The organism is Citrobacter sp. MGH105, from assembly GCF_001037485.2.
Taxonomy (GTDB): domain Bacteria; phylum Pseudomonadota; class Gammaproteobacteria; order Enterobacterales; family Enterobacteriaceae; genus Citrobacter; species Citrobacter portucalensis.
Genome location: NZ_CP073048.1, coordinates 1,646,540 through 1,667,747, shown reverse-complemented (window position 1 = coordinate 1,667,747; position 21,208 = coordinate 1,646,540). Strand labels below are relative to the sequence as shown.

Sequence of the window (21,208 nt, the reverse complement as noted above, 5' to 3'; positions counted from 1 at the left end):
GGCGATTTACGGCCTTGTAGTAGTAACGGAATTAACAAACCACTGCTGGATGTTGCTCATCGCAGAATGCGAGGTATCCAGAATCGGCTGCGGATAGAAGCCAAGCAGTACCAGAAGCACGACCAGCAACAGGATGATAAACAGCTCACGCAGCGACATCCCTGGCAGTTCAACACTGGCAATCTGGCTCTTCGCTTTACCGAAGTAAGCGCGATGCAGCATCGCCAGCGAGTAAACAGAGGCAAACACCAGACCAAAGGTCGAGATCACGGTAATGACCGGAACCACCTGGTAGCTGCCGAACAGAATCATAAATTCGCCAACGAAGTTACCTGTACCCGGCATACCCAGCGTACACACTGCGAAGAACATCGACAGCGCAGGCAACCATTTCATTTTGCCCCACAGGCCGCCCATCATACGCATATCACGCGTGTGCAGACGTTCGTACAGCTGACCACACAGAATGAACAGACCGGCTGCGGACAGACCGTGCGCAATCATCTGGATAACAGCACCCTGGTACGCCAGCTGGCTGCCGGTGTAGATAGCAATCAGTACGAAGCCCATGTGCGATACGGAGGTGTAAGCGATCAGACGTTTGATGTCGTACTGATTAAAGGCCATCCACGCGCCGTAGAAGATACCGATAACGCCCAGCCACATTGCGATAGGTGCAAACTCAGCCGACGCGTTCGGGAACAGCGGCAGAGAGAAGCGCAGCAGACCGTAAGCCGCGGTTTTCAGCAAGATCCCCGCCAGGTCAACGGAACCTGCGGTCGGCGCCTGGGAGTGCGCATCCGGCAACCAGCCGTGCAGCGGAACTACCGGCATTTTCACCGCGAAGGCGATGAAGAAGCCCAGCATCAACAGATATTCCACACCGTGGGACATCGGGGTATTCAGCAGCTCTTCATAGTTGAAGGTCCACACACCGGTCGCTTTATAGTGCACAAACACCAGCGCCAGGATGGCAATCAACATCACCAGACCACTCGCCTGGGTATAAATGAAGAACTTGGTCGCCGCAGTGATACGCGTTTTACCGTCAGAGGCTTTATGGCCCCACAACGCGATCAGGAAGTACATCGGCACCAGCATCATTTCCCAGAAGAAGAAGAACAGGAACATGTCGATGGCAAGGAACACGCCGATCACGCCGCCTAAGATCCACATCAGGTTCAGATGGAAGAAGCCCTGGTATTTTTCGATTTCATTCCAGGAGCAAAGTACCGCCAGAACACCGAGCAGACCGGTCAGCACTACCATCAGCAGCGACAGACCGTCGATAGCCAGATGAATAGAGATGCCAAAACGTGGGATCCACGGCAGGACAAATTCAGACTGCCACTGCGGAATGCCAGCGGATTGCGTCAGTGAATAGCCGCCCTGCAACCACAGTTGCAGGCCAAGCGCCAGCGTCAATCCCATGGTAATCAGCGCGATCCAGCGCGGCACCTTCACGCCAAAGCGTTCGGTCTGCCAGCACAGGAAGCCACCGATAAAGGGAATTAATATCAACCAGGGTAATAACATAGCTAAGTATGTCCCTTATATTTACTCCTGCTCAGGCTATCTCACTCGTCAGCCCAAATCCCGGCAGTGCTCGCAATCTTCACGTACTTCAGTACGCTCCGGTTGCTCTGCGCTGGCGGTCTCCGGTCTGACTTCGTCGATGACGCCTGTACATCAGGAACAGATTTTCAACGAATTCTAAAAATTATTTTTGGGTTTGTAGGCCGGATAAGCGCAGCGCCATCCGGCAATCGTTCATCCAGCCAACAAACTCAACGCAGTACCATCAACAGTGCCAGCACAACGACGGCGCCGATGCTCATTGATGCAACATACCAGCGCAGATAACCGTTCTCGCTCAACAGCAGGCCTTTACCTGCAAAGCGGGAAAGGATCGCCGGAATGTTCATCATTGAGTTGAGCGGATCGCGTTTCAGCAACCAGGCAACACCCAGGAACGGCTTAACGAACACTTTGTCGTACAGCCAGTCGAAGCCCCAGGCGTTATACCACCAGGTACCCAGCAGGCGGCCCGGCGCACTGTTCGCAATCGACGTCACCAGTGTGCGTTTACCCAGCCACAGCCATGCTGCGATCAGGATGCCCGCAATCGCTACGATACCGGAGGTAATTTCCAGCGTCATGACGCGACCATGCTCAAGCTCGGTCGTCGCAGGCAGTACACCCTGCAGCGGCGGCACAATCAGCGCGCCAACGAAGGTGGACAGGATCATCAGCACAATCAGCGGCAGATGATGGGTAATCCCCTTCCCTGCGTGGGCGTGAATTTGTTCTTTACCGTGGAACACGATGAAAATCATACGGAAGGTGTACAGAGAGGTCATGAATGCACCGACCAGACCTGCAACCATCAGATTAATATGACCATTCGCCATTGCACCGGCCAGAATCTCATCCTTACTGAAGAAGCCAGCGGTAATCAGCGGCAGAGCCGACAGCGCCGCGCCACCGATCAGGAAGCAGAGATACACCAGCGGAATTGACTTACGCAGCCCGCCCATCTTGAAGATGTTCTGTTCGTGGTGGCAAGCCAGGATAACCGAGCCGGATGCCAGGAACAGCAGCGCTTTAAAGAAGGCGTGCGTCATCAGGTGGAAAATCGCCGCATCCCACGCCTGTACGCCGAGAGCCAGGAACATATAACCAATCTGGCTCATGGTGGAGTACGCAAGAACGCGTTTGATGTCGGTCTGTACCAGCGCAGCAAAACCCGCCAGCACCAGCGTGATCGCACCGATAATCCCCACCAGGTGCAGGATTTCAGGCGTCATCAGGAACAGGCCGTGCGTACGTGCTATCAGGTAGACACCAGCGGTAACCATCGTCGCGGCGTGGATCAACGCGGAGACAGGCGTCGGGCCGGCCATCGCATCAGCAAGCCAGGTCTGCAACGGCAGCTGTGCAGATTTACCGACCGCACCGCCCAGCAGCATCAGGGTTGCCCACATCAGCATGTTGTTACCGTCTGCAAAGTGCGCAGGCGCCAGTTCCACCATTTCGCGGAAGTTCAGCGTGCCCAGCTCGTTGTAGAGGATGAACAGCGCGAACGCCAGGAATACGTCACCAACGCGGGTTACCACGAAGGCTTTCATTGCCGCAGCGCCATTCTTCGGATCGGTGTAGTAGAAACCAATCAGCAGATAGGAGCACAGGCCCACGCCTTCCCAGCCGAGGTACATCAGCAGCAGGTTATCCGCCAGCACCAGAACCACCATGCTGGCGATAAACAGGTTGGTGTAGGCGAAGAAACGAGAATAGCCCTCTTCTCCGCGCATATACCAGGAGGCGAACATGTGGATCAGGAAACCAACGCCGGTCACCACGGAGAGCATGGTCAGCGACAGGCCGTCCAGCACCAGGTTAAAACCGATGTTGAAGTCGCCGACTGACATCCACGTCCACAGCGGCTGGCTGTAAGCCTGCTGGCCATTGGCAAAGAAATCAACGCCAACAAACGCAGTCACCAGCGCGGCCAGACCGATCGACCCGACACCCACGGTAGCGGACAGATTTTCTGACCAACGACCACGAGAAAACGCCAGTAATACAAAGCCAATAAATGGCAGAATAATGGTTAAGGCAAGCATGTTCATCCACGCATCTCACTTACTGAATCGATGTTCAGGTTCTGGCGACGGCGATGAAGTTGCAGCAACAGCGCAAGCCCAATGCTCGCTTCGGCAGCCGCAAGGCTGATGGCGAGAATATACATCACCTGACCATCGGTCTGGCCCCAGTAGCTTCCGGCGACCACAAAGGCCAGCGCGGAGGCGTTAATCATGATTTCCAGTCCGATCAGCATAAACAGCAGATTGCGGCGGATAACCAGACCGGTTAAGCCCAGCACGAATAAGATCGCAGCGAGGATCAGTCCATGTTGTAAGGGGATCATGCGTGCTCCTCCGTTTTTCTTTTCGCGCGGTCATCGGTGCGATTGCTCAGCACTTCACCAGAACGCTCTTCGCGCCCCACGTGGAAGGCCACAACCAGACCCGCCAGCAGCAGCATCGAAGCCAGTTCAACCGCCAGTACATACGGTCCGAACAGGGAAATACCGACTGCTTTCGCGCTAATTGGCGTGCCGTCGATGCCCTGATCGTTAACGCCCAGAATGGCGTAAACAATAACCACCAGCATAATGGCCGACAGAATCGCCGGACCAATCCACACCTGCGGTTTCAGCCACTGACGTTCCTGTTCAATTTCAGAACCACCAAGGTTGAGCATCATCACCACGAACACGAACAGCACCATGATGGCGCCCGCGTAGACGATAATTTCCAGCGCACCGGCGAAGTAAGCGCCTAACGAGAAGAACACCCCAGAAATCGCCAGCAGCGAAATAATCAGGTACAGCAACGCGTGTACCGGATTGGTGTGGGTGATCACCCGCAAGGTTGCGAGAATGGCTATCAGGCCACAGATATAAAAAGCGAACTCCATTGCCCCTCTCCTTACGGTAACAGGCTCTTGACGTCGATAGGCTTAGCTTCGTTCTCTGCTTCGCCCTTATCTTTGCCGTCGATTGCCATACCTGCCATCCGGTAGAAGTTATATTCCGGGTATTTGCCCGGACCGGAGATCAGCAGATCCTCTTTCTCGTAAACCAGGTCCTGGCGCTTGTACTCACCCAGCTCGAAATCTGGAGTCAGCTGAATAGCCGTAGTCGGACAGGCTTCTTCGCACAGGCCGCAGAAAATGCAGCGTGAGAAGTTAATGCGGAAAAACTCCGGATACCAGCGGCCGTCTTTGGTCTCTGCTTTTTGCAGAGAAATACAGCCTACCGGACACGCTACCGCACACAGGTTACAGGCAACGCAGCGCTCTTCACCGTCTGGATCACGAGTCAGAACGATACGACCACGAAAACGGGGCGGTAGATAGACCGGCTCTTCCGGATACATCTGCGTTTCGCGTTTCGCGAACGCATGCAGGCCGATCATCCAGATACTACGTACCTGGGTGCCGAAACCTACGAACAATTCTTTTAAGGTCATGGTCTTTGTGTCCCTTATTGCGCCTGCCAGAGAATGACAGCCGCCGTTACCAGCAAGTTGACGAGCGTCAGCGGCAGACAGACTTTCCAGCCGAAGGACATTACCTGGTCATAACGAGGACGCGGTAACGACGCACGAATCAAAATGAACATCATCATGAAGAACGCGGTTTTCAGCGCGAACCAGACGAATGGCGGTAAGAACGGGCCATGCCAGCCACCGAAGAACAGGGTAACCATCAGTGCAGAAATGGTGACGATGCCGATGTATTCACCCACGAAGAACAAACCGAATTTCATACCGGAATATTCAATGTGGTAACCGTCGGCCAGTTCCTGCTCGGCTTCTGGCTGGTCAAACGGGTGACGGTGGCACACCGCCACGCCCGCGATGGCAAAGTTGACAAAACCAAAGAACTGCGGAATAACGTTCCAGATATCAGCCTGGTTGTTGACGATGTCGGTCATGTTAAATGAACCGGCCTGCGCCACCACGCCCATCAGGGAAAGCCCGAGGAACACTTCGTAGCTCAGCGTCTGCGCAGAAGCACGCATCGCACCGAGCAGGGAGTATTTGTTGTTACTGGACCAGCCAGCGAACAGCACCGCGTATACCGCGAGGCCCGCCATCATCAGGAAGAACAGGATCCCGATGTTCAGGTCAGCAACCACCCAGTTCGGACTCACCGGCACGATGGCGAAAGCCAGCAGCAGCGAGGTGAAGGCGATCATCGGTGCCAGGGTAAAGATGACGCGATCCGAGAATTTCGGGATCCAGTCTTCTTTAAAGAACATCTTGATCATGTCCGCAACCAGCTGGAGCGAACCGCCCCAGCCAACACGGTTCGGTCCGTAACGGTTCTGAAACAGACCCAGCAGACGACGTTCGCCAAAGCTCATGAATGCCCCGCAGGTGACCACCACCAGCAGGATCACGACCGCTTTGAGAATGCTCAGCAGGATCTCAATCAGATCGGGTGTAATCCAACTCATTGTTGTGCCTCCTGCAGATCCTCAAGACGCGCACCTGCCAGAACCGGCGCGATGCCAGGCATACCCATCGGCAAACCAACCTGCCCTGCCGTTAATCCTTCAGCGATTTCAACCGGCAGCGTAACCGTGTTGCCATCGTAGCTGAAAGAAACGCGCGTACCGGCATTAACACCCAACTTCGCGGCATCAGCCGGGTTGAGTTTGATGTACGGCTGCGGCATACGGGTCTGGAAGACTGGCGCACGCTGGGACATTTCGTCACTGCCAAACAGATGGTAGTACGGCGCTATACGCCACTGACCATCCTGAGCCTGGAAGCTCGCCGGAACGGTAGTGAAGTAATCCATACCATCTGCAGAAGCTTCGATCAGACGCACGCCCGGATCGCCATGACGCAGTTTACCGCCCACTTCATCCTGGAACTTGTTCCACGCCTGTGGGGAGTTCCAGCCCGGAGCCCAGGCAAACGGAATTTGTGAACGCGGCGCAGACGGTTGGTTGTTCCCTTCCATAGAGAAGGCGAACATTGTGTCTTTGTCCTGCGGCTGGCGCGGTTCGTGTACGCTGATGTTGGCGCGCATTGCGGTACGACCGCTGTAGCGGTGCGGTTCACGAGCCAATTTCTGTCCACGGATACGGAAGCTTGCGTCCGGAGCGGCATCTTTGATACCCGCCAGTTGCGGCAGCTTCTCAACGACCGCGTCGATAACGTGGTCGAGCTGCGTCCAATCCACTTCGCGGCTCTGCACGGTGCTGTGCAGCGAGTGCAGCCAGCGCCAGCTTTCCAGCATCACGGTGTTACTGTCGTAGTAGGACGGGTCGTAGACCTGGAAGAAACGCTGAGCGCGGCCTTCGTTGTTAATCACCGTACCATCGCTTTCGGCGAAACTTGCGGCGGAAAGCACCAGATGAGCGTTTTCCATAATTGCCGTACGCTGATGGTCAATGACCAGTACCAGCGGCGCTTTCGCCAGCGCTGCGTTCACACGCGTTGCTGAAGCATGGCGATGCAGGTCATTCTCCAGCACCACAACGGCGTCAGCACGACCTGTTTCCAGCTCGGTCAGCGCATCGTCAAGGGAACCACCGCCAATCATACCCAGGCCCATGCTGTTAACAGAGCGAGCAATCATGGTGATGCCGACGTCTGCGCCACGGCCTTTCAGCGCCTTCGCCACGTTGGCAGCCGCCTGAATCACTTCGGCGCTACCGGCGTTGGTGCCGGAAATAATCAGTGGTTTCTTCGCCCCGGCCAGTGCCTGAACGATAACGTCAATTTTGTTTTGCAGGTCACGGTCGATACCGTCAACCGCCGGAGCGTTGTTATCCAGCGCATGAGCGATAGCGAAACCTAAACGCGCCTGATCTTCAACCGGTGCACGATAGGTCCATGCGGCGATGTCATCCAGACGGGTGTTATCGACGTTGGTAACGAACAGCGGGTGCTTAGCACGCTGGCCGATGTTAAGGATTGCTGCGATCTGCCAGTCAGCCACTTTCTGTGCCGCCGCCATTTCACGCGCTTTACCTTTCACCGCCTGACGCACTGCCAGCGCAACGCGTGCGCCGGTCTGGGTGACATCTTCGCCCAGCACCAGAACCGCATCATAAGATTCGATTTCGCGCAGTGCCGGAGTATGGATCCCGCCGTCACGCAGCACGCTCAGTGCCAGTTGCAGACGTTCCTGCTCGCCCTGGGCGATACCGGTATAGAAGTTATCCGCACCCACCAGTTCACGCAGCGCGAAGTTACTTTCAACGCTGGCGCGCGGGGAGCCGATACCAATTACTTTCTTCGACTGACGCAGAATATCTGCCGCGCCCTGCATCGCCTGCTCGGCGTTGAGCGTGATCAGGTCATCGCCACGACGCTGTACCGGCTGACGCGGACGGTCTTTCAGGTTCACGTAACCATAGCCAAAACGACCACGGTCGCAGAGGAAGTAGTGGTTAACGGTACCGTTATAACGGTTTTCGATACGACGCAGTTCACCGTAGCGTTCGCCCGGGCTGGTGTTACAGCCGATGGAACACTGCTGGCAGATGCTCGGCGCAAACTGCATGTCCCATTTACGGTTATAACGCTCGGAGTGCGTTTTATCAGTGAAGACGCCGGTCGGGCAAATTTCTACCAGGTTACCAGAGAACTCGCTTTCGAGCGTACCGTCTTCCGGGCGACCGAAGTAGACGTTGTCATGTGCGCCATAGACGCCCAGATCCGCGCCATCGGCGTAATCTTTGTAGTAACGTACGCAGCGATAGCAGGCGATGCAGCGGTTCATTTCGTGAGAGATGAACGGCCCCAGGTCCTGGTTACGGTGAGTACGCTTCGTGAAGCGGTAGCGACGGAAGCTGTGACCGGTCATGACGGTCATATCCTGCAGGTGGCAGTTGCCGCCCTCTTCACAGACCGGACAGTCGTGCGGGTGGTTAGTCATCAACCACTCCACGACGCTTTCGCGGAACTGTTTCGCTTCTTCGTCATCAATAGAAATAAAGGTGCCTTCGGTGGCCGGTGTCATACAAGACATCACCAGGCGACCACGCGTGTCTTCCGCGTTTTGATATTGCTTCACCGCACACTGGCGGCAAGCACCGACGCTTCCCAGCGCCGGGTGCCAGCAAAAGTACGGAATATCAAGGCCGAGAGACAGACAAGCTTCCAGCAGGTTGTCCGCTCCGTTGACCTCATATTCTTTGCCGTCTACATGAATCGTAGCCATAGTCAGCATGCTTCCAGTTGGCTCGGTCGTAACCGAGCGTTAATCGAATTTCTTATCGCGACACAGGGCTAACCCTGTAATCACCAGCGCTCTTTCAGCAGGTTCGGCTGAATACCACCAATCTGATGGGTATTGCTGAAGGACTGCTTGATGCCAGCTTCGAATTCTTCGCGGAAATATTTAATGGCGCTCTGCAGCGGTTCCACTGCACCCGGTGCGTGTGCACAGAAGGTTTTACCCGGGCCGAGGAAACGACACAGTTGCTCAAGTGTCTCGATATCCCCAGGCTGGCCTTCGCCACGCTCTAGCGCGCGCAGAATTTTCACACTCCACGGCAGACCGTCACGGCACGGCGTACACCAGCCGCAAGACTCGCGGGCAAAGAACTCTTCGAGGTTACGCACCAAAGGAACCATGCCAATCTCGTGATCAACAGCCATGGCCAGCGCAGTGCCCAGACGGCTACCTGCTTTACCAATGCTTTCGAATTCCATCGGCAGATCGAGGTGTGCTTCGGTCAGGAAGTCAGTCCCTGCACCGCCTGGCTGCCAGGCTTTAAACTTCAGTCCATCGCGCATGCCGCCCGCGTAATCTTCGAGGATCTCACGCGCGGTAGTACCGAAAGGCAGTTCCCACAGGCCAGGATTCTTCACGCGACCAGAGAAGCCCATCAGCTTGGTGCCCGCGTCTTTGCTCTTCGAAATGTTCTGGTACCACTCCACGCCGTTCGCGAGGATAGCCGGTACGTTACACAGGGTTTCGACGTTGTTTACGCAGGTCGGTTTGCCCCATGCGCCAGAGCTTGCCGGGAACGGCGGCTTGGAACGTGGGTTAGCACGGCGACCTTCGAGGGAGTTGATCAGCGCGGTTTCTTCACCGCAGATGTAACGCCCTGCCCCAGTGTGGACAAACAGTTCGAAGTCGAAACCAGTGCCCATGATGTTTTTGCCAAGCAGACCGGCTTCGGTCGCTTCGGCAATCGCGCGACGCAGATGTACGGCGGCTTCGATATATTCACCGCGCAGGAAGATGTAACCACGGTACGCTTTCAGCGCAAACGCGGAAATCAGCATGCCTTCCACCAGCAGGTGCGGCAGCTGTTCCATCAGCAGACGGTCTTTATAGGTGCCCGGCTCCATTTCATCGGCGTTACACAGCAGGTAACGGATGTTCATGGATTCGTCTTTCGGCATCAGGCTCCACTTCAGACCGGTGGAAAAGCCCGCGCCGCCGCGCCCTTTCAGGCCAGCGTCTTTTACCTGATTAACGATTTCGTCCGGTGACAGCCCGGTCAGGGCCTTACGCGCACCTTCGTAGCCGTTCTTGCTACGGTATTCGTCCAGCCAGACCGGCTGTTTGTCATCACGCAGACGCCAGGTCAGCGGATGGGTTTCGGGAGTACGGATAATGTCTTTCATTTATACCGCTCCAGTAGTTCGGGAATGCCTTCCGGGGTCAGGTGAGCGTGAGTATCCTCATCGATCATCATGTTTGGCCCTTTATCGCAGTTCCCCAGGCAACAGGTCGGCAGCAGCGTAAAGCGACCATCAAAGGTCGTCTGCCCCGGCTTGATGTTGAGTTTTTTCTCAAGCGCGGCCTGGATCCCCTGGTAGCCGTTGATATGGCACACCACGCTGTCGCAATAGCGGATCACGTGGCGACCTACCGGCTGGCGGAAGATCTGGCTATAAAACGTAGCAACACCTTCTACGTCGCTTGCCGGAATACCCAGCACATCAGCGATCGCATAGATCGCCCCATCCGGCACCCAGCCACGCTGTTTCTGAACGATTTTCAGCGCTTCAATGGACGCCGCACGCGGGTCTTCGTAGTGGTGCTTCTCGTGCTCAATCGCTTCACGCTCAGCCGCACTCAGCTCAAAAGCCTCGGTTTGTGGTTGTTGATTCTCGTGCATAATTAGCGGTCCACATCTGACATAACAAAATCGATACTACCCAGATGGACGATTAAGTCGGACACCAGGCTGCCACGTACCGCTACCGGGATCTGCTGCAGGTGCGCATAGCTCGGGGTACGGATACGGGTACGGTAACTCATGGTGCTGCCATCGCTGGTCAGGTAGTAACTGTTGATACCCTTGGTCGCTTCCACCATCTGGAAGGACTCGTTTGCCGGCATAACCGGACCCCACGAAACCTGCAGGAAGTGGGTGATAAGGGTTTCGATATGTTGCAGCGTGCGCTCTTTCGGCGGCGGCGTCGTCAGCGGGTGATCCGCTTTGAACGGGCCTTCCGGCATGTTATTGAGGCACTGCTCAAGGATGCGCAGACTCTGGCGCAGCTCTTCAACTTTCAGCATCACGCGGGTATAGCAGTCAGAAACGCCGCCGCCAACCGGGACTTCAAAGTCAAAGTTTTCGTAGCCAGAGTACGGACGCGCTTTACGCACGTCGAAATCAATACCGGTCGCGCGCAGCGCAGCACCGGTACAACCCCAGTCCAGCGCTTCTTTCTTACCGTAAGCGGCAACGCCCTGCGAACGGCCTTTCAGGATGGTGTTACGCAGTGCGGCTTTCTCGTAAGAATCCAGACGTTTTGGCATCCAGTCGAGGAAGTCACGCAGCAGCTTGTCCCAACCGCGCGGCAGATCGTGTGCCACACCGCCGATACGGAACCAGGCCGGGTGCATACGGAAACCGGTGATCGCTTCCACCACGTCATAGATTTTCTGACGGTCGGTAAAGGCGAAGAAGACCGGGGTCATCGCGCCGACGTCCTGAATGAACGTGGAGATGTACAGCAGGTGGCTGTTGATACGGAACAGTTCGGACAACATCACGCGAATCACGTTGACGCGATCCGGCGTGGTGATACCAGCCAGCTTCTCAACGGCCAAAACGTAAGGCATTTCGTTTACGCAGCCGCCGAGGTACTCAATACGGTCGGTGTACGGAATGTAGCTGTGCCAGGACTGACGTTCACCCATCTTTTCAGCGCCACGGTGGTGGTAGCCGATGTCAGGTACGCAGTCGACGATTTCTTCGCCATCAAGCTGCAGCACAATACGGAAAGCACCGTGAGAAGACGGGTGGTTAGGACCGAGGTTGAGGAACATGAAGTCCTCATTTTCGGTGCTACGCTTCATACCCCAATCTTCTGGTTTGAAGGTCAGCGCTTCCATTTCCAGATCCTGTTTGGCTTTAGTCAGCTCAAACGGATCAAATTCGGTCGCACGCGCCGGGTAGTCTTTACGCAGCGGATGACCTTCCCAGGTATGCGGCATCAGCAGACGCGTCAGGTGCGGGTGACCTTCGATATCGATGCCAAACATTTCCCAGGTTTCACGCTCATACCAGTTGGCGTTCGGGAACAGTTTGGTGAAAGTCGGTACGCGCAGATCGTTTTCAGACAAAGCCACCTTGAGCATGATATCGCGATTGCGTTCAATGGAGATCAGGTGATAGAAAACGGAAAAATCCGCGGCAGGTAACCCTTCGCGGTGCGTACGCAGACGTTCGTCCATGCCGTGTAAGTCAAACAGCATGACGTAAGGTTTCGGCAGTCTCTTTAAGAAATCGCCAACTTCCAGTAATTGTTCACGCTTGACCCAAACAACGGGTACCCCGGTGCGAGTCGCCTGAACGGTAAAGGCATCCGGCCCAAAACGGTTGCGCAGTTCGCCAATGACCGGGTCATCAAGGTGATCCCGTGTTTGCCATACGGCGTCTTGCGCGGTTAAGTCGGTCATATTGTTCACCATTGCAAATGGTCCGTGGTGGTCGGCAGTGCTTCGCGCTATTTATGTAGTGATAAGCGAAGGAAGTGCTGCTGCCGACAGGCGCAAATTAAATCTCGTCTGGTGTACGAAGATTCGTTACAGCAATACGTTCGCCGCGTTTACGCTCGCGTTCTGACTGCATATTGGCGCGATAAACGCCCTGATCGCCAACCACCCAGGAGAGCGGACGGCGTTCTTTGCCAATGGAATCTTGCAGCAGCATCAGAGCCTGCATATACGCTTCTGGGCGCGGCGGACATCCCGGGATGTACACATCGACCGGAATAAATTTATCAACGCCCTGCACCACAGAATAGATGTCGTACATACCGCCGGAGTTGGCGCATGCGCCCATGGAAATAACCCATTTCGGTTCCAGCATCTGATCGTAGAGGCGCTGAATAACTGGTGCCATTTTGGTAAAGCAGGTTCCGGCTACGACCATCAGGTCAGCCTGACGCGGCGATGCACGCAGTACTTCCGCACCAAAACGGGCCACATCGTGCACGGCGGTAAACGAGGTCACCATCTCAACGTAGCAGCAGGAAAGGCCAAAGTTATATGGCCAAATTGAGTTTTTACGGCCCCAGTTAACCATGTCATGCAGTTTGCCCATGAACACGTTTTTGTTAACTTCTTGTTCCAGGGGGTCGGTTACGATCTCCTGTTTTTGCAGGGGGTAACGGTCGTTCTCACCGTTAGGATCTATGCGGGTGAGCGTATAATCCATCTTAATGCCTCGCGGTTAGCGTTGACGATTAGCGATACTGTTCGTTTCCGGGTTCATACGCTCGCGGCGTGAACGCGCGGGCGTCCAGTCCAGCGCGCCAATACGCACCAGATAAACCAGACCTGCCAGTAACACAAAAATAAAAATTGCAGCTTCCACAAAGCCAATCCAACCGCTTTCACGAATAGAAGTTGACCATGCGAACAGATACAGCGCTTCAACGTCGAAGATAACGAAGAACATGGCTACCAGATAAAACTTGGCAGACAGGCGCAGGCGGGCGGTGCCGACCGAGTCGATACCTGATTCAAACGGCACGTTTTTAGATCTCGCGCGTGCGCGACCCCCTAAAAACCAGCCGCCGACGAGCATCAGGCAGCACAGGCCAATGGCAACGATAAGAAAGATAGCGAATGCCCAGTGATGAGCGATGATTTCAGTGGATGTTGACATACTCATTGCTTACTCATCAAAAGTAGCGCCAAATTCTCTGCTCTTTTCGGCAGATGAACGCCACATCGATTCATGGGGAGGAATAAAAAAAACCTTACAATCACTGTGAAAAATCATTTTAGACAGCTAATTGATGGGGTTTTTTACTCCTTTCTATAACCTTTTGTCAACTTTAACAAAAGTTTCCTCACATTATTTTACACTGTTCCAACTTCATTAACATAAAGTGCTCTTTAGACCCACTTCGATTGCATCATCGGTCATTTTTAATGTTGTTGAATCGTGTCCGTAGTGAAGTAAAAAAGATAATACACGTCTATTTTGACAGGAATTCACCCAGATGCCTCCCCCTAAATGGGAGTATTTTCTTGATCTGTGACACGCTTTTGTTAATTCACCATAAAAAACAGCAACAATTTCTCTAGTTTTTTAACATGGAAACATTTAGTAACTCAGCTGATTATTTTTCACCCTATTGTCAGTCTGTTTTTTTACCTGCTGATTTTGTTAAGTTTTAGTATATCAATGAACAGAAAGCAGTAATATTCGCATAAAAAAAGAGCCACTGGATGTTTTTTCATCATCAGTGGCTCTTTTTTACACTTACATTTTAAAACGTTTTTTTGTGACGCTTTACTCAAAGTCGCCTTCAACAATCAGCGAGTCATCTCCCCCTTCAGGGGTAAACTGATTGTATTGCCAAGGATTTTGATATGTCTGCATCGACTTAAAGATAACCTGAGCTAATTCATTTTGCGTGGCCGGATCGCTGCACAGCAGATACTCGGTATCAGGCAGAGGTGGCAATCCGTCTGCCGCACCCAGTACGCGTAAATCCGGGCTCATCATTTCGACAGGACGGGCAGTAACGCCCAGCCCTGCTTTTACCGCCGCGCGGACCGCAGGCAATGTTGAAGCGACATAAGCCAGACGCCACGGGATCTGTGCTGCATTCAACGTCGCCAGCACGATATCGCGAAACGGGCTGGGATCGTCCAGCAGAACTAACGGCACCGGTTCCCCTTTTTGCAGGATATATTCGGCTGCGCAATACCAGTGCGTCGGTGAAGTCCGCAAATTCAGGCACTCAAAATCGCCAGGTCGGTTAGTGGTGACCACTAAATCCACTTCTTGCGACTTAAGCATCTCCACCATGTAGGCGTTGCGTTTCACTCTGACATCCAGTGCAAGTTTCGGATAAACCGAACTTATACGGTTAAGCAGAAAAGGGAGTATGGTATCGGCGGATTCATCAGAAGCACCGATAGTTAACACCCCCTGAAGATTGTTAAACATCAATGATGAGCATGCCTCATCATTAAATCGCAGTATTTTCCTGGCGTAACCCAACAGCTGGATACCATGTTCGGTCAGCAGTTTGTTGCGTCCATGGCGCGCGAACAACTCTTTCCCCACAAGTTGTTCAAGACGCTGCATTTGCTGACTTACCGCAGACTGAGTTCGACATACCGCAGCTGCCGCAGCCGCAAAGGTATTCAGGTCGGCAACAGCAACAAAGGTTCTCAGCAGATCGAGGTCGAGGTTAATTATCGGACGATTTGCATTTATCATAGTTTTTCACTTACTCGCGGGTCATACCGGGTTAATGCTGTGCATTCAGAATCAAACAACTCCATTTGTAATGTGCCTCCCTTCAGTTTCGCTTAGTGTAACCAAGTGAAAATAAGGATGTATTTGGTTTAACAAACGAAACAATTCTCTTTCTGAGCTATTTTAATACCCGTGATATTCATCGGAATATAGCAACGAGAAAGAGCCGTATTTTTAGCTGCTGGATGATTCTGACTAATGGGAAACATGTAAATTTTGTAAATTTAAAAAATAGTTAACGAACAATAATTTACACATTAAAAACTAACTTTTCAGGATGTTAGGAACAACCAACAAACATTTGAATTATTGTAAAATTCGTACTACACACCATTTCATAGGAGTTATCTTAACCTAAAACCACTATATTTATAAGTGTTATCGCGAATAATTCCGGGCAAATTGGTGTTATGTCAGCGCAACGGTTTTCGTATTATTGGCCCACTCAATTTGATGTCGTTTAAATAATAAATAATAATTAATTAAGAATCTCTCAATTCATTAATTATGCTTAACAATGGATTCACACCGCATCACGCAGGGATCAGACCGATAACAGATTTCGCAGGCAAAACCTCAGTATTTTCGAATTACGCCATTCAGCTGAGATCTCGGCTACCTTTTTCTTTACAGGTCTAACTTTTTTTGACCAGACAAATCACCACACCCACACTAACAAAGCAAAATATAAACCACAAAAAACACAACAATCCAGATTATTACTCTACAAAAATCACATTATTTAGTTATTAACGGTGAATTATAATCCTCCTGCTTTCCAAAATCTTCTACTAAAGACCCTTCAAAACTTACCGTCGTGGGAGTACATTGTGCTGGGCTGACTTCCACGGCAGGGAGTGGCATTCACAGCTAAAAAGGTCAACGTTCATGTCCCCCATTGAAAAATCCAGCAAATTAGAAAACGTCTGTTATGACATTCGCGGCCCGGTTCTGAAGGAAGCAAAGCGCCTGGAAGAAGAAGGCAACAAAGTTCTGAAACTGAACATCGGCAACCCTGCGCCTTTCGGGTTTGAAGCGCCAGATGAAATTTTGGTGGATGTGATCCGCAATTTGCCAACTGCGCAAGGATATTGCGATTCCAAAGGCCTTTATTCAGCCCGCAAAGCAATCATGCAGCATTACCAGGCCCGTGGGATGCGCGACGTAACCGTGGAAGATATCTATATCGGTAACGGCGTATCTGAATTGATTGTGCAGGCCATGCAGGCATTGCTAAACAGTGGGGACGAAATGCTGGTTCCTGCACCTGATTATCCACTGTGGACGGCGGCGGTTTCGCTCTCTGGTGGTAATGCCGTGCACTACCTGTGTGACGAATCGTCAGACTGGTTCCCGGACCTGGATGATATCCGCGCCAAAATTACGCCGCGTACCCGTGGGATCGTCATCATCAACCCAAACAACCCTACTGGCGCGGTGTATTCTAAAGAGCTGCTGATGGAGATTGTTGAGATTGCCCGCCAAAACAATCTCATCATCTTTGCGGACGAGATTTACGACAAAATTCTTTACGATGACGCCGAGCACCACTCGATTGCGGCAATGGCCCCTGACCTGCTGACTATTACCTTTAACGGCCTGTCAAAAACCTATCGTGTTGCCGGTTTCCGCCAGGGCTGGATGGTACTGAACGGACCGAAGAAACATGCCAAAGGGTATATCGAAGGCCTTGAGATGCTGGCTTCTATGCGCCTGTGCGCCAACGTTCCGGCACAACATGCCATTCAGACCGCACTGGGTGGATATCAGAGCATCAGCGAATTCATCATGCCAGGCGGGCGTCTGTATGAGCAACGTAACCGCGCCTGGGAACTGCTTAATGACATCCCCGGCGTCTCTTGCGTAAAACCGCGCGGTGCGCTGTATATGTTCCCGAAAATTGATGCTAAACGCTTCAATATTCATGACGACCAGAAAATGGTACTCGACTTCCTGTTGCAGGAAAAAGTACTGCTGGTCCAGGGGACGGCATTCAACTGGCCGTGGCCGGATCATTTCCGCATCGTCACGCTACCGCGCATTGACGATATCGAAATGTCGCTGAGTAAATTTGAGCGTTTCCTGTCAGGGTATCGCCAGCTGTAACCACGCAAAGTGCTGCCGGGTTTGCATCCGGTAGCACTCTCTGCGCAAAATACCGTTACTGAAGTCACTGAGTAAGGGTCGTTATGAAGCAGAGCCACTTTTTTGCCCACCTCTCCCGTCTGAAACTCATTAACCGCTGGCCGCTGATGCGCAACGTGCGCACCGAAAACGTGTCCGAACACAGTCTGCAGGTTGCCATGGTTGCCCATGCGCTGGCCGCAATTAAAAACCGTAAATTTGGTGGTCAGGTTAATGCTGAGCGTATTGCCCTGCTGGCGATGTATCACGATGCGTCAGAGGTGTTAACCGGCGATCTCCCTACCCCAGTGAAATATTTCAACTCGCAGATTGCCCAAGAATATAAAGCGATAGAGAAAATTGCCCAACAAAAACTGGTCGATATGGTTCCCGATGAGCTGCGCGATATTTTTGCGCCGCTCATTGATGAACATGCCTTAAGTGAAGAAGAGAGGTCGATTGTTAAACAGGCCGATGCCCTGTGCGCGTATCTGAAGTGCCTGGAAGAACTCTCTGCCGGTAACAACGAATTTCTGCTGGCGAAAACACGTCTGGAAAAAACGCTGGAGTCACGACGCAGCGAAGAGATGGACTACTTTATGGACGTATTCGTCCCGAGTTTTCACCTCTCATTAGATGAAATCAGTCAGGATTCTCCATTGTAAGTTTGCGGCGACATTGCCTTTGTAGGCCGGATGAGGTGTTAGCCGCCATCCGGCACATAAAAATCAAAACGGAAACAGCATCGGGATCATCACCACGCACACCACCATCACAATGATGGTAAACGGCACGCCAATTTTTACGAAATCGCTAAAGCTGTAGTTACCCGGCCCGAGTACCAGTGTGTTTACCGGTGAAGAAACTGGCGTCATAAAGGCTGCGGAAGCCGCCATCGCAATCACCATTGCAAAAGGATACGGCGAAACGCCCATCGACTTTGCTGCCGCCAGCGCAATCGGCGCCATCAGTACCGCCGTCGCAGTGTTAGAGATAAATAACCCAATGGTCGCGCACAGCACGAACAGACAGCCCAGCATCATATACGGGCCGTACCCTCCACCAACGTCCATTAGCCCTTTAACCACCAGATCGACGCCGCCCGTTTTTTGTAATGCCAGCGCAAAAGGCATCATTCCGACAATCAAAATAATACTTGGCCAGTGAATGGCTTTGTAGGCGCTTTCGGCATCGATGCAGCGGAATTTTCCCATCAGCAAACAGGCGATAATCGCGGCAACTGTATTAGGGATTTCATCGGTGAGCATTAACGCGACCATCAGCACCAGACAGAAAATCGCATGCGGCGCCTGGCTGTGCGCCGGAGAAGCTTCACTGACTTCCACGGGCATATTCAGCACCACGAAATCGCGCCCTTTTTGCCCCAACAAAGTGATGAGTTTCCAGTTGCCCACCACCAGAATGATATCGCCCATCAGTAGTGGTTCATCCACCACCGCTCCGGCCAGTGCCGTACCATCACGCTTCAGTCCGACGACATTAAGCCCATAACGCGTACGAAAGGCGATTTCCCGCACCGTTTTACCGATCAATTCCGATTCAGGAATCAATGAAATCTCGGCCATACCCACATCAAGCGCCTGCTCGGAGAAGTATTCACCACGCAGCACCATCGGCTCCAACAGTTGCTCGCTGCAAAACTCACGCAGGTCAACGTCGGCCGCTGACATATCGATCAGCAATACGTCACGGGCACGGAACTCAGAAACCCCGTTAACATCGACTATCACGCGGCGAAAACGCCGCCAGCGTTCAACACCAATCACGTTTGCCCCGTAGCGCTCACGCAATTTCAGGTCATCCAGACGTTGGCCAATCATGGGAGAACCCGGGCGAATCGCCAGGCGACGGGCACGCCCTGTCAGGCGATATTCTTTGATCAGATCGCGAAAGGTCCGGCGCTTCCAGCCGTCTCCCGGCTGCCCGGAGTCTTCACCTTTCAGCATAAAACGCATCACCAGCATATAAATTATGCCGAGTACCAACACCACCAGTCCCAGTGGGGTTACGCTAAAAAAGCTAAAACCGTTAAGTCCTTCACGTAACAATTCACTGTTGACGACCAGGTTCGGCGGCGTTGCCACCAGCGTCATCATGCCGCTTATCAATCCGGCAAAGCTCAATGGCATCATCAGGCGTGAGGGGGAGATTTGCATGCGCATGGAAACGCTTAAGACAACCGGAATAAAGATGGCGACCACACCGGTCGAACTCATGAAGGCACCGAGTCCGGCTACGGTTATCATCAGCAACACCAGCATTTTAACTTCACTGCTGCCAGCGACCTTCACCAGCCAGGCACCCATTACCGTCGCCACGCCGGTACGCACCAGGCCGTCGCCGATAATGAATAAAGCCGCTATCAAAATAACGTTAGGATCGCTGAACCCGGAAAAAGCCTCTGTGATGCTCAATGTTCCGCTCAGAACAAAGGCAATAATGACCAGCAAAGCGACCGCGTCCATACGCACTCTGCCAGTTGCAAACAAGACGACGGCAATCGCCAGCAATGAGAGAACCCATATCAATTCACCGTTCACAACATATCCTTGTTAAATGAGAGGGATGGGCTGATTCTGCCATAAAAAAGCCCCAACAATCTGGGGCTAAATCATGATCAGGTATTTCTTATAACGACCACATTTCCGTTGGGTTGTTTGGTCACAGAAATATGTTCCAGACTGGTCAGCGAAAAATCAACCTCGTCCAGACGCGGCGTATCCGCTGGCGCGTTAACCGCGATGACATGACACCCAGCAGCCAATCCTGAGAGCACCCCGGCGGGGGCATCTTCCACCACTGCACATTCCTGCGGCGCCAGACCCAGAAGTTGAGCGCCTAACAGATACGCGTCTGGCTCTGGCTTCCCTCTTTTTACCCGCTCAGCGGTGACAAACACTTCTGGAGCAGGAAGCCCAGCAACACGATGGCGCGCCCGTGCGACCGGCATGGAGCCGGAGGTCACAATCGCCCATGGAATACCCGCTTTATTGAGATGGTTGAGTAAATCAACTGCCCCCGGCAGCGCGGTGATCCCGGCGGTTTCCGTCGCTTCGATCTGCTCCAGACGGGTAAATTCCGCGGCGATCTCTGCCTCAGACTTGCCCACCATAAAGTGTCGCAGGGAGGTAATGGCCTGCTTGCCATGAATAAAGCCGAGTACCTCGGCGTGATCGAGGCCGAAGCGATCGGCCCAGTTGCACCACGCACGCTCTACTGCGGGTAAGGAATCGACCAGCGTTCCATCCAGATCAAACAGAAAACCTTTGCACTGCACGCTCGCCCCCTCAGGCATTAATGATTTGGTTAATTTCATTCGCGCTCAGGTGATATTGACGCGGGCAAGAGTGCCAAACATTCAGCATACGCTGATATTTTTCCCACATTGGGGTCTGGGCGTTGAAGCCATGCGTACCCGCATCAAAGTGGGTGTAACGACCTTCCACATTGACCATAAAACGAACATACCCGAGGAAACGGGCTTCCGTTGCGGCGTCAAAACCGAGGAAGGTCACGCGACGCTCATCAATAGCCTGCGCATCCTTAAGATTAGTCCAGGACACATGTAATGCGTGATACATCTCCATAATATCGATAATCGTACGACAGGTTTCTTCCGTCAGTTCACCAAACTCACGATCCAGCTCACGCATCTGCAAGCCGTAACCGCGTTCAATAATCGTCTGCAAACGACGATAACGCTCGGCGTTAGTTGGATCGAGCATAGTCATCATTTTGTACTGATTCGACAAAATCAGACGTTGAGCGTTGGTCATTTCCATT

General features: G+C 53.0%; 18 protein-coding genes. 2 read left to right on the top strand and 16 right to left on the bottom strand.

Annotated elements, in window-relative coordinates; all coding sequences use genetic code 11:
- Nucleotides 1-6: 6 nt before the first annotated feature.
- The 13 genes from nuoM to lrhA form a co-directional block, all read right to left on the bottom strand.
- Nucleotides 7-1,536 carry an NADH-quinone oxidoreductase subunit M gene (gene nuoM / locus SK35_RS07845; RefSeq protein WP_003027692.1) on the bottom strand — a complete coding sequence of 510 codons (1,530 nt, stop codon included), beginning with the start codon at nt 1,534-1,536 and terminating at the stop codon, nt 7-9.
- A 251-nt stretch (nt 1,537-1,787) separates the two neighbouring features.
- Nucleotides 1,788-3,629 carry an NADH-quinone oxidoreductase subunit L gene (gene nuoL / locus SK35_RS07840; RefSeq protein ID WP_003834744.1) on the bottom strand — a complete coding sequence of 614 codons (1,842 nt, stop codon included), beginning with the start codon at nt 3,627-3,629 and terminating at the stop codon, nt 1,788-1,790.
- A complete protein-coding gene (gene nuoK, locus SK35_RS07835; protein ID WP_000612644.1) occupies nt 3,626-3,928 on the bottom strand; it encodes an NADH-quinone oxidoreductase subunit NuoK in 303 nt (100 codons plus the stop codon). Before nuoK ends, nuoL begins: the two co-directional genes overlap by 4 nt.
- Nucleotides 3,925-4,479 (bottom strand): NADH-quinone oxidoreductase subunit J, encoded by a 555-nt coding sequence (gene nuoJ, locus SK35_RS07830; RefSeq protein ID WP_003028059.1) that lies wholly within the window; start codon nt 4,477-4,479, stop codon nt 3,925-3,927. The genes nuoK and nuoJ overlap by 4 nt, the downstream gene beginning before the upstream one ends.
- Before the next feature lie 11 nt (nt 4,480-4,490).
- The gene (gene nuoI, locus SK35_RS07825) at nt 4,491-5,033 is read right to left on the bottom strand and encodes an NADH-quinone oxidoreductase subunit NuoI (protein WP_003028062.1); all 543 of its coding nucleotides are present in this window, start codon (nt 5,031-5,033) and stop codon (nt 4,491-4,493) included.
- 14 nt (nt 5,034-5,047) lie between these two features.
- Nucleotides 5,048-6,025, bottom strand: a complete 978-nt coding sequence (nuoH, locus tag SK35_RS07820; protein WP_048215856.1) for an NADH-quinone oxidoreductase subunit NuoH — start codon at nt 6,023-6,025, stop codon at nt 5,048-5,050.
- A complete protein-coding gene (gene nuoG / locus SK35_RS07815; protein ID WP_032941985.1) occupies nt 6,022-8,748 on the bottom strand; it encodes an NADH-quinone oxidoreductase subunit NuoG in 2,727 nt (908 codons plus the stop codon). Before nuoG ends, nuoH begins: the two co-directional genes overlap by 4 nt.
- 80 nt (nt 8,749-8,828) lie before the next feature.
- Nucleotides 8,829-10,166, bottom strand: coding sequence for an NADH-quinone oxidoreductase subunit NuoF (gene nuoF, locus SK35_RS07810; RefSeq protein WP_003834753.1), 1,338 nt, complete (start codon nt 10,164-10,166; stop codon nt 8,829-8,831).
- Complete coding sequence (gene nuoE / locus SK35_RS07805) at nt 10,163-10,663, bottom strand: NADH-quinone oxidoreductase subunit NuoE (protein ID WP_003028069.1); 501 nt, start codon at nt 10,661-10,663, stop codon at nt 10,163-10,165. The genes nuoF and nuoE overlap by 4 nt, the downstream gene beginning before the upstream one ends.
- 2 nt (nt 10,664-10,665) lie before the next feature.
- Nucleotides 10,666-12,468, bottom strand: coding sequence for an NADH-quinone oxidoreductase subunit C/D (nuoC, locus tag SK35_RS07800; protein ID WP_003834757.1), 1,803 nt, complete (start codon nt 12,466-12,468; stop codon nt 10,666-10,668).
- An 85-nt stretch (nt 12,469-12,553) separates the two neighbouring features.
- The gene (gene nuoB, locus SK35_RS07795; RefSeq protein ID WP_003028075.1) at nt 12,554-13,216 is read right to left on the bottom strand and encodes an NADH-quinone oxidoreductase subunit NuoB; all 663 of its coding nucleotides are present in this window, start codon (nt 13,214-13,216) and stop codon (nt 12,554-12,556) included.
- 15 nt (nt 13,217-13,231) lie between these two features.
- Nucleotides 13,232-13,675, bottom strand: coding sequence for an NADH-quinone oxidoreductase subunit NuoA (gene nuoA, locus SK35_RS07790; protein ID WP_003028077.1), 444 nt, complete (start codon nt 13,673-13,675; stop codon nt 13,232-13,234).
- Between the two features lie 627 nt (nt 13,676-14,302).
- Nucleotides 14,303-15,241: a transcriptional regulator LrhA gene (lrhA, locus tag SK35_RS07785; protein WP_003834760.1), complete on the bottom strand. Its 939-nt coding sequence runs from the start codon at nt 15,239-15,241 to the stop codon at nt 14,303-14,305.
- 927 nt (nt 15,242-16,168) lie between these two features.
- Here lrhA and alaA point away from each other — a divergent pair.
- A complete protein-coding gene (gene alaA / locus SK35_RS07780; protein ID WP_003028082.1) occupies nt 16,169-17,386 on the top strand; it encodes an alanine transaminase AlaA in 1,218 nt (405 codons plus the stop codon).
- A gap of 83 nt (nt 17,387-17,469) precedes the next feature.
- Entirely contained in the window at nt 17,470-18,069 is a 600-nt protein-coding gene (yfbR, locus tag SK35_RS07775; protein ID WP_003028083.1) for a 5'-deoxynucleotidase, read from the top strand.
- Between the two features lie 63 nt (nt 18,070-18,132).
- Here yfbR and SK35_RS07770 read toward each other — a convergent pair whose 3' ends face one another.
- The 3 genes from SK35_RS07770 to SK35_RS07760 all read right to left on the bottom strand — a co-directional run bounded on the left by SK35_RS07770 (nt 18,133) and on the right by SK35_RS07760 (nt 21,207).
- Nucleotides 18,133-19,965 carry an SLC13 family permease gene (locus tag SK35_RS07770; protein ID WP_032944084.1) on the bottom strand — a complete coding sequence of 611 codons (1,833 nt, stop codon included), beginning with the start codon at nt 19,963-19,965 and terminating at the stop codon, nt 18,133-18,135.
- 77 nt (nt 19,966-20,042) lie between these two features.
- Nucleotides 20,043-20,720 carry a sugar phosphatase gene (locus tag SK35_RS07765; RefSeq protein WP_008785348.1) on the bottom strand — a complete coding sequence of 226 codons (678 nt, stop codon included), beginning with the start codon at nt 20,718-20,720 and terminating at the stop codon, nt 20,043-20,045.
- On the bottom strand, nt 20,713-21,207 hold the full coding sequence (locus SK35_RS07760; protein ID WP_003028086.1) for a YfbU family protein: 495 nt from the start codon (nt 21,205-21,207) through the stop codon (nt 20,713-20,715). Before SK35_RS07760 ends, SK35_RS07765 begins: the two co-directional genes overlap by 8 nt.
- Between the last annotated feature and the right edge of the window lies 1 nt (nt 21,208).

Excerpts from the sequence above, each read along its gene's own strand:
- nuoM (WP_003027692.1), bottom strand. The coding sequence starts at position 1,536 with ATGTTATTACCCTGGTTGATATTAATTCCCTTTATCGGTGGCTTCCTG.
- nuoL (WP_003834744.1), bottom strand. The coding sequence starts at position 3,629 with ATGAACATGCTTGCCTTAACCATTATTCTGCCATTTATTGGCTTTGTA.
- nuoK (WP_000612644.1), bottom strand. The coding sequence starts at position 3,928 with ATGATCCCCTTACAACATGGACTGATCCTCGCTGCGATCTTATTCGTG.
- nuoJ (WP_003028059.1), bottom strand. The coding sequence starts at position 4,479 with ATGGAGTTCGCTTTTTATATCTGTGGCCTGATAGCCATTCTCGCAACC.
- nuoI (WP_003028062.1), bottom strand. The coding sequence starts at position 5,033 with ATGACCTTAAAAGAATTGTTCGTAGGTTTCGGCACCCAGGTACGTAGT.
- nuoH (WP_048215856.1), bottom strand. The coding sequence starts at position 6,025 with ATGAGTTGGATTACACCCGATCTGATTGAGATCCTGCTGAGCATTCTC.
- nuoG (WP_032941985.1), bottom strand. The coding sequence starts at position 8,748 with ATGGCTACGATTCATGTAGACGGCAAAGAATATGAGGTCAACGGAGCG.
- nuoF (WP_003834753.1), bottom strand. The coding sequence starts at position 10,166 with ATGAAAGACATTATCCGTACTCCCGAAACCCATCCGCTGACCTGGCGT.
- nuoE (WP_003028069.1), bottom strand. The coding sequence starts at position 10,663 with ATGCACGAGAATCAACAACCACAAACCGAGGCTTTTGAGCTGAGTGCG.
- nuoC (WP_003834757.1), bottom strand. The coding sequence starts at position 12,468 with ATGGTGAACAATATGACCGACTTAACCGCGCAAGACGCCGTATGGCAA.
- nuoB (WP_003028075.1), bottom strand. The coding sequence starts at position 13,216 with ATGGATTATACGCTCACCCGCATAGATCCTAACGGTGAGAACGACCGT.
- nuoA (WP_003028077.1), bottom strand. The coding sequence starts at position 13,675 with ATGAGTATGTCAACATCCACTGAAATCATCGCTCATCACTGGGCATTC.
- lrhA (WP_003834760.1), bottom strand. The coding sequence starts at position 15,241 with ATGATAAATGCAAATCGTCCGATAATTAACCTCGACCTCGATCTGCTG.
- alaA (WP_003028082.1), top strand. The coding sequence starts at position 16,169 with ATGTCCCCCATTGAAAAATCCAGCAAATTAGAAAACGTCTGTTATGAC.
- yfbR (WP_003028083.1), top strand. The coding sequence starts at position 17,470 with ATGAAGCAGAGCCACTTTTTTGCCCACCTCTCCCGTCTGAAACTCATT.
- SK35_RS07765 (WP_008785348.1), bottom strand. The coding sequence starts at position 20,720 with ATGCCTGAGGGGGCGAGCGTGCAGTGCAAAGGTTTTCTGTTTGATCTG.
- SK35_RS07760 (WP_003028086.1), bottom strand. The coding sequence starts at position 21,207 with ATGGAAATGACCAACGCTCAACGTCTGATTTTGTCGAATCAGTACAAA.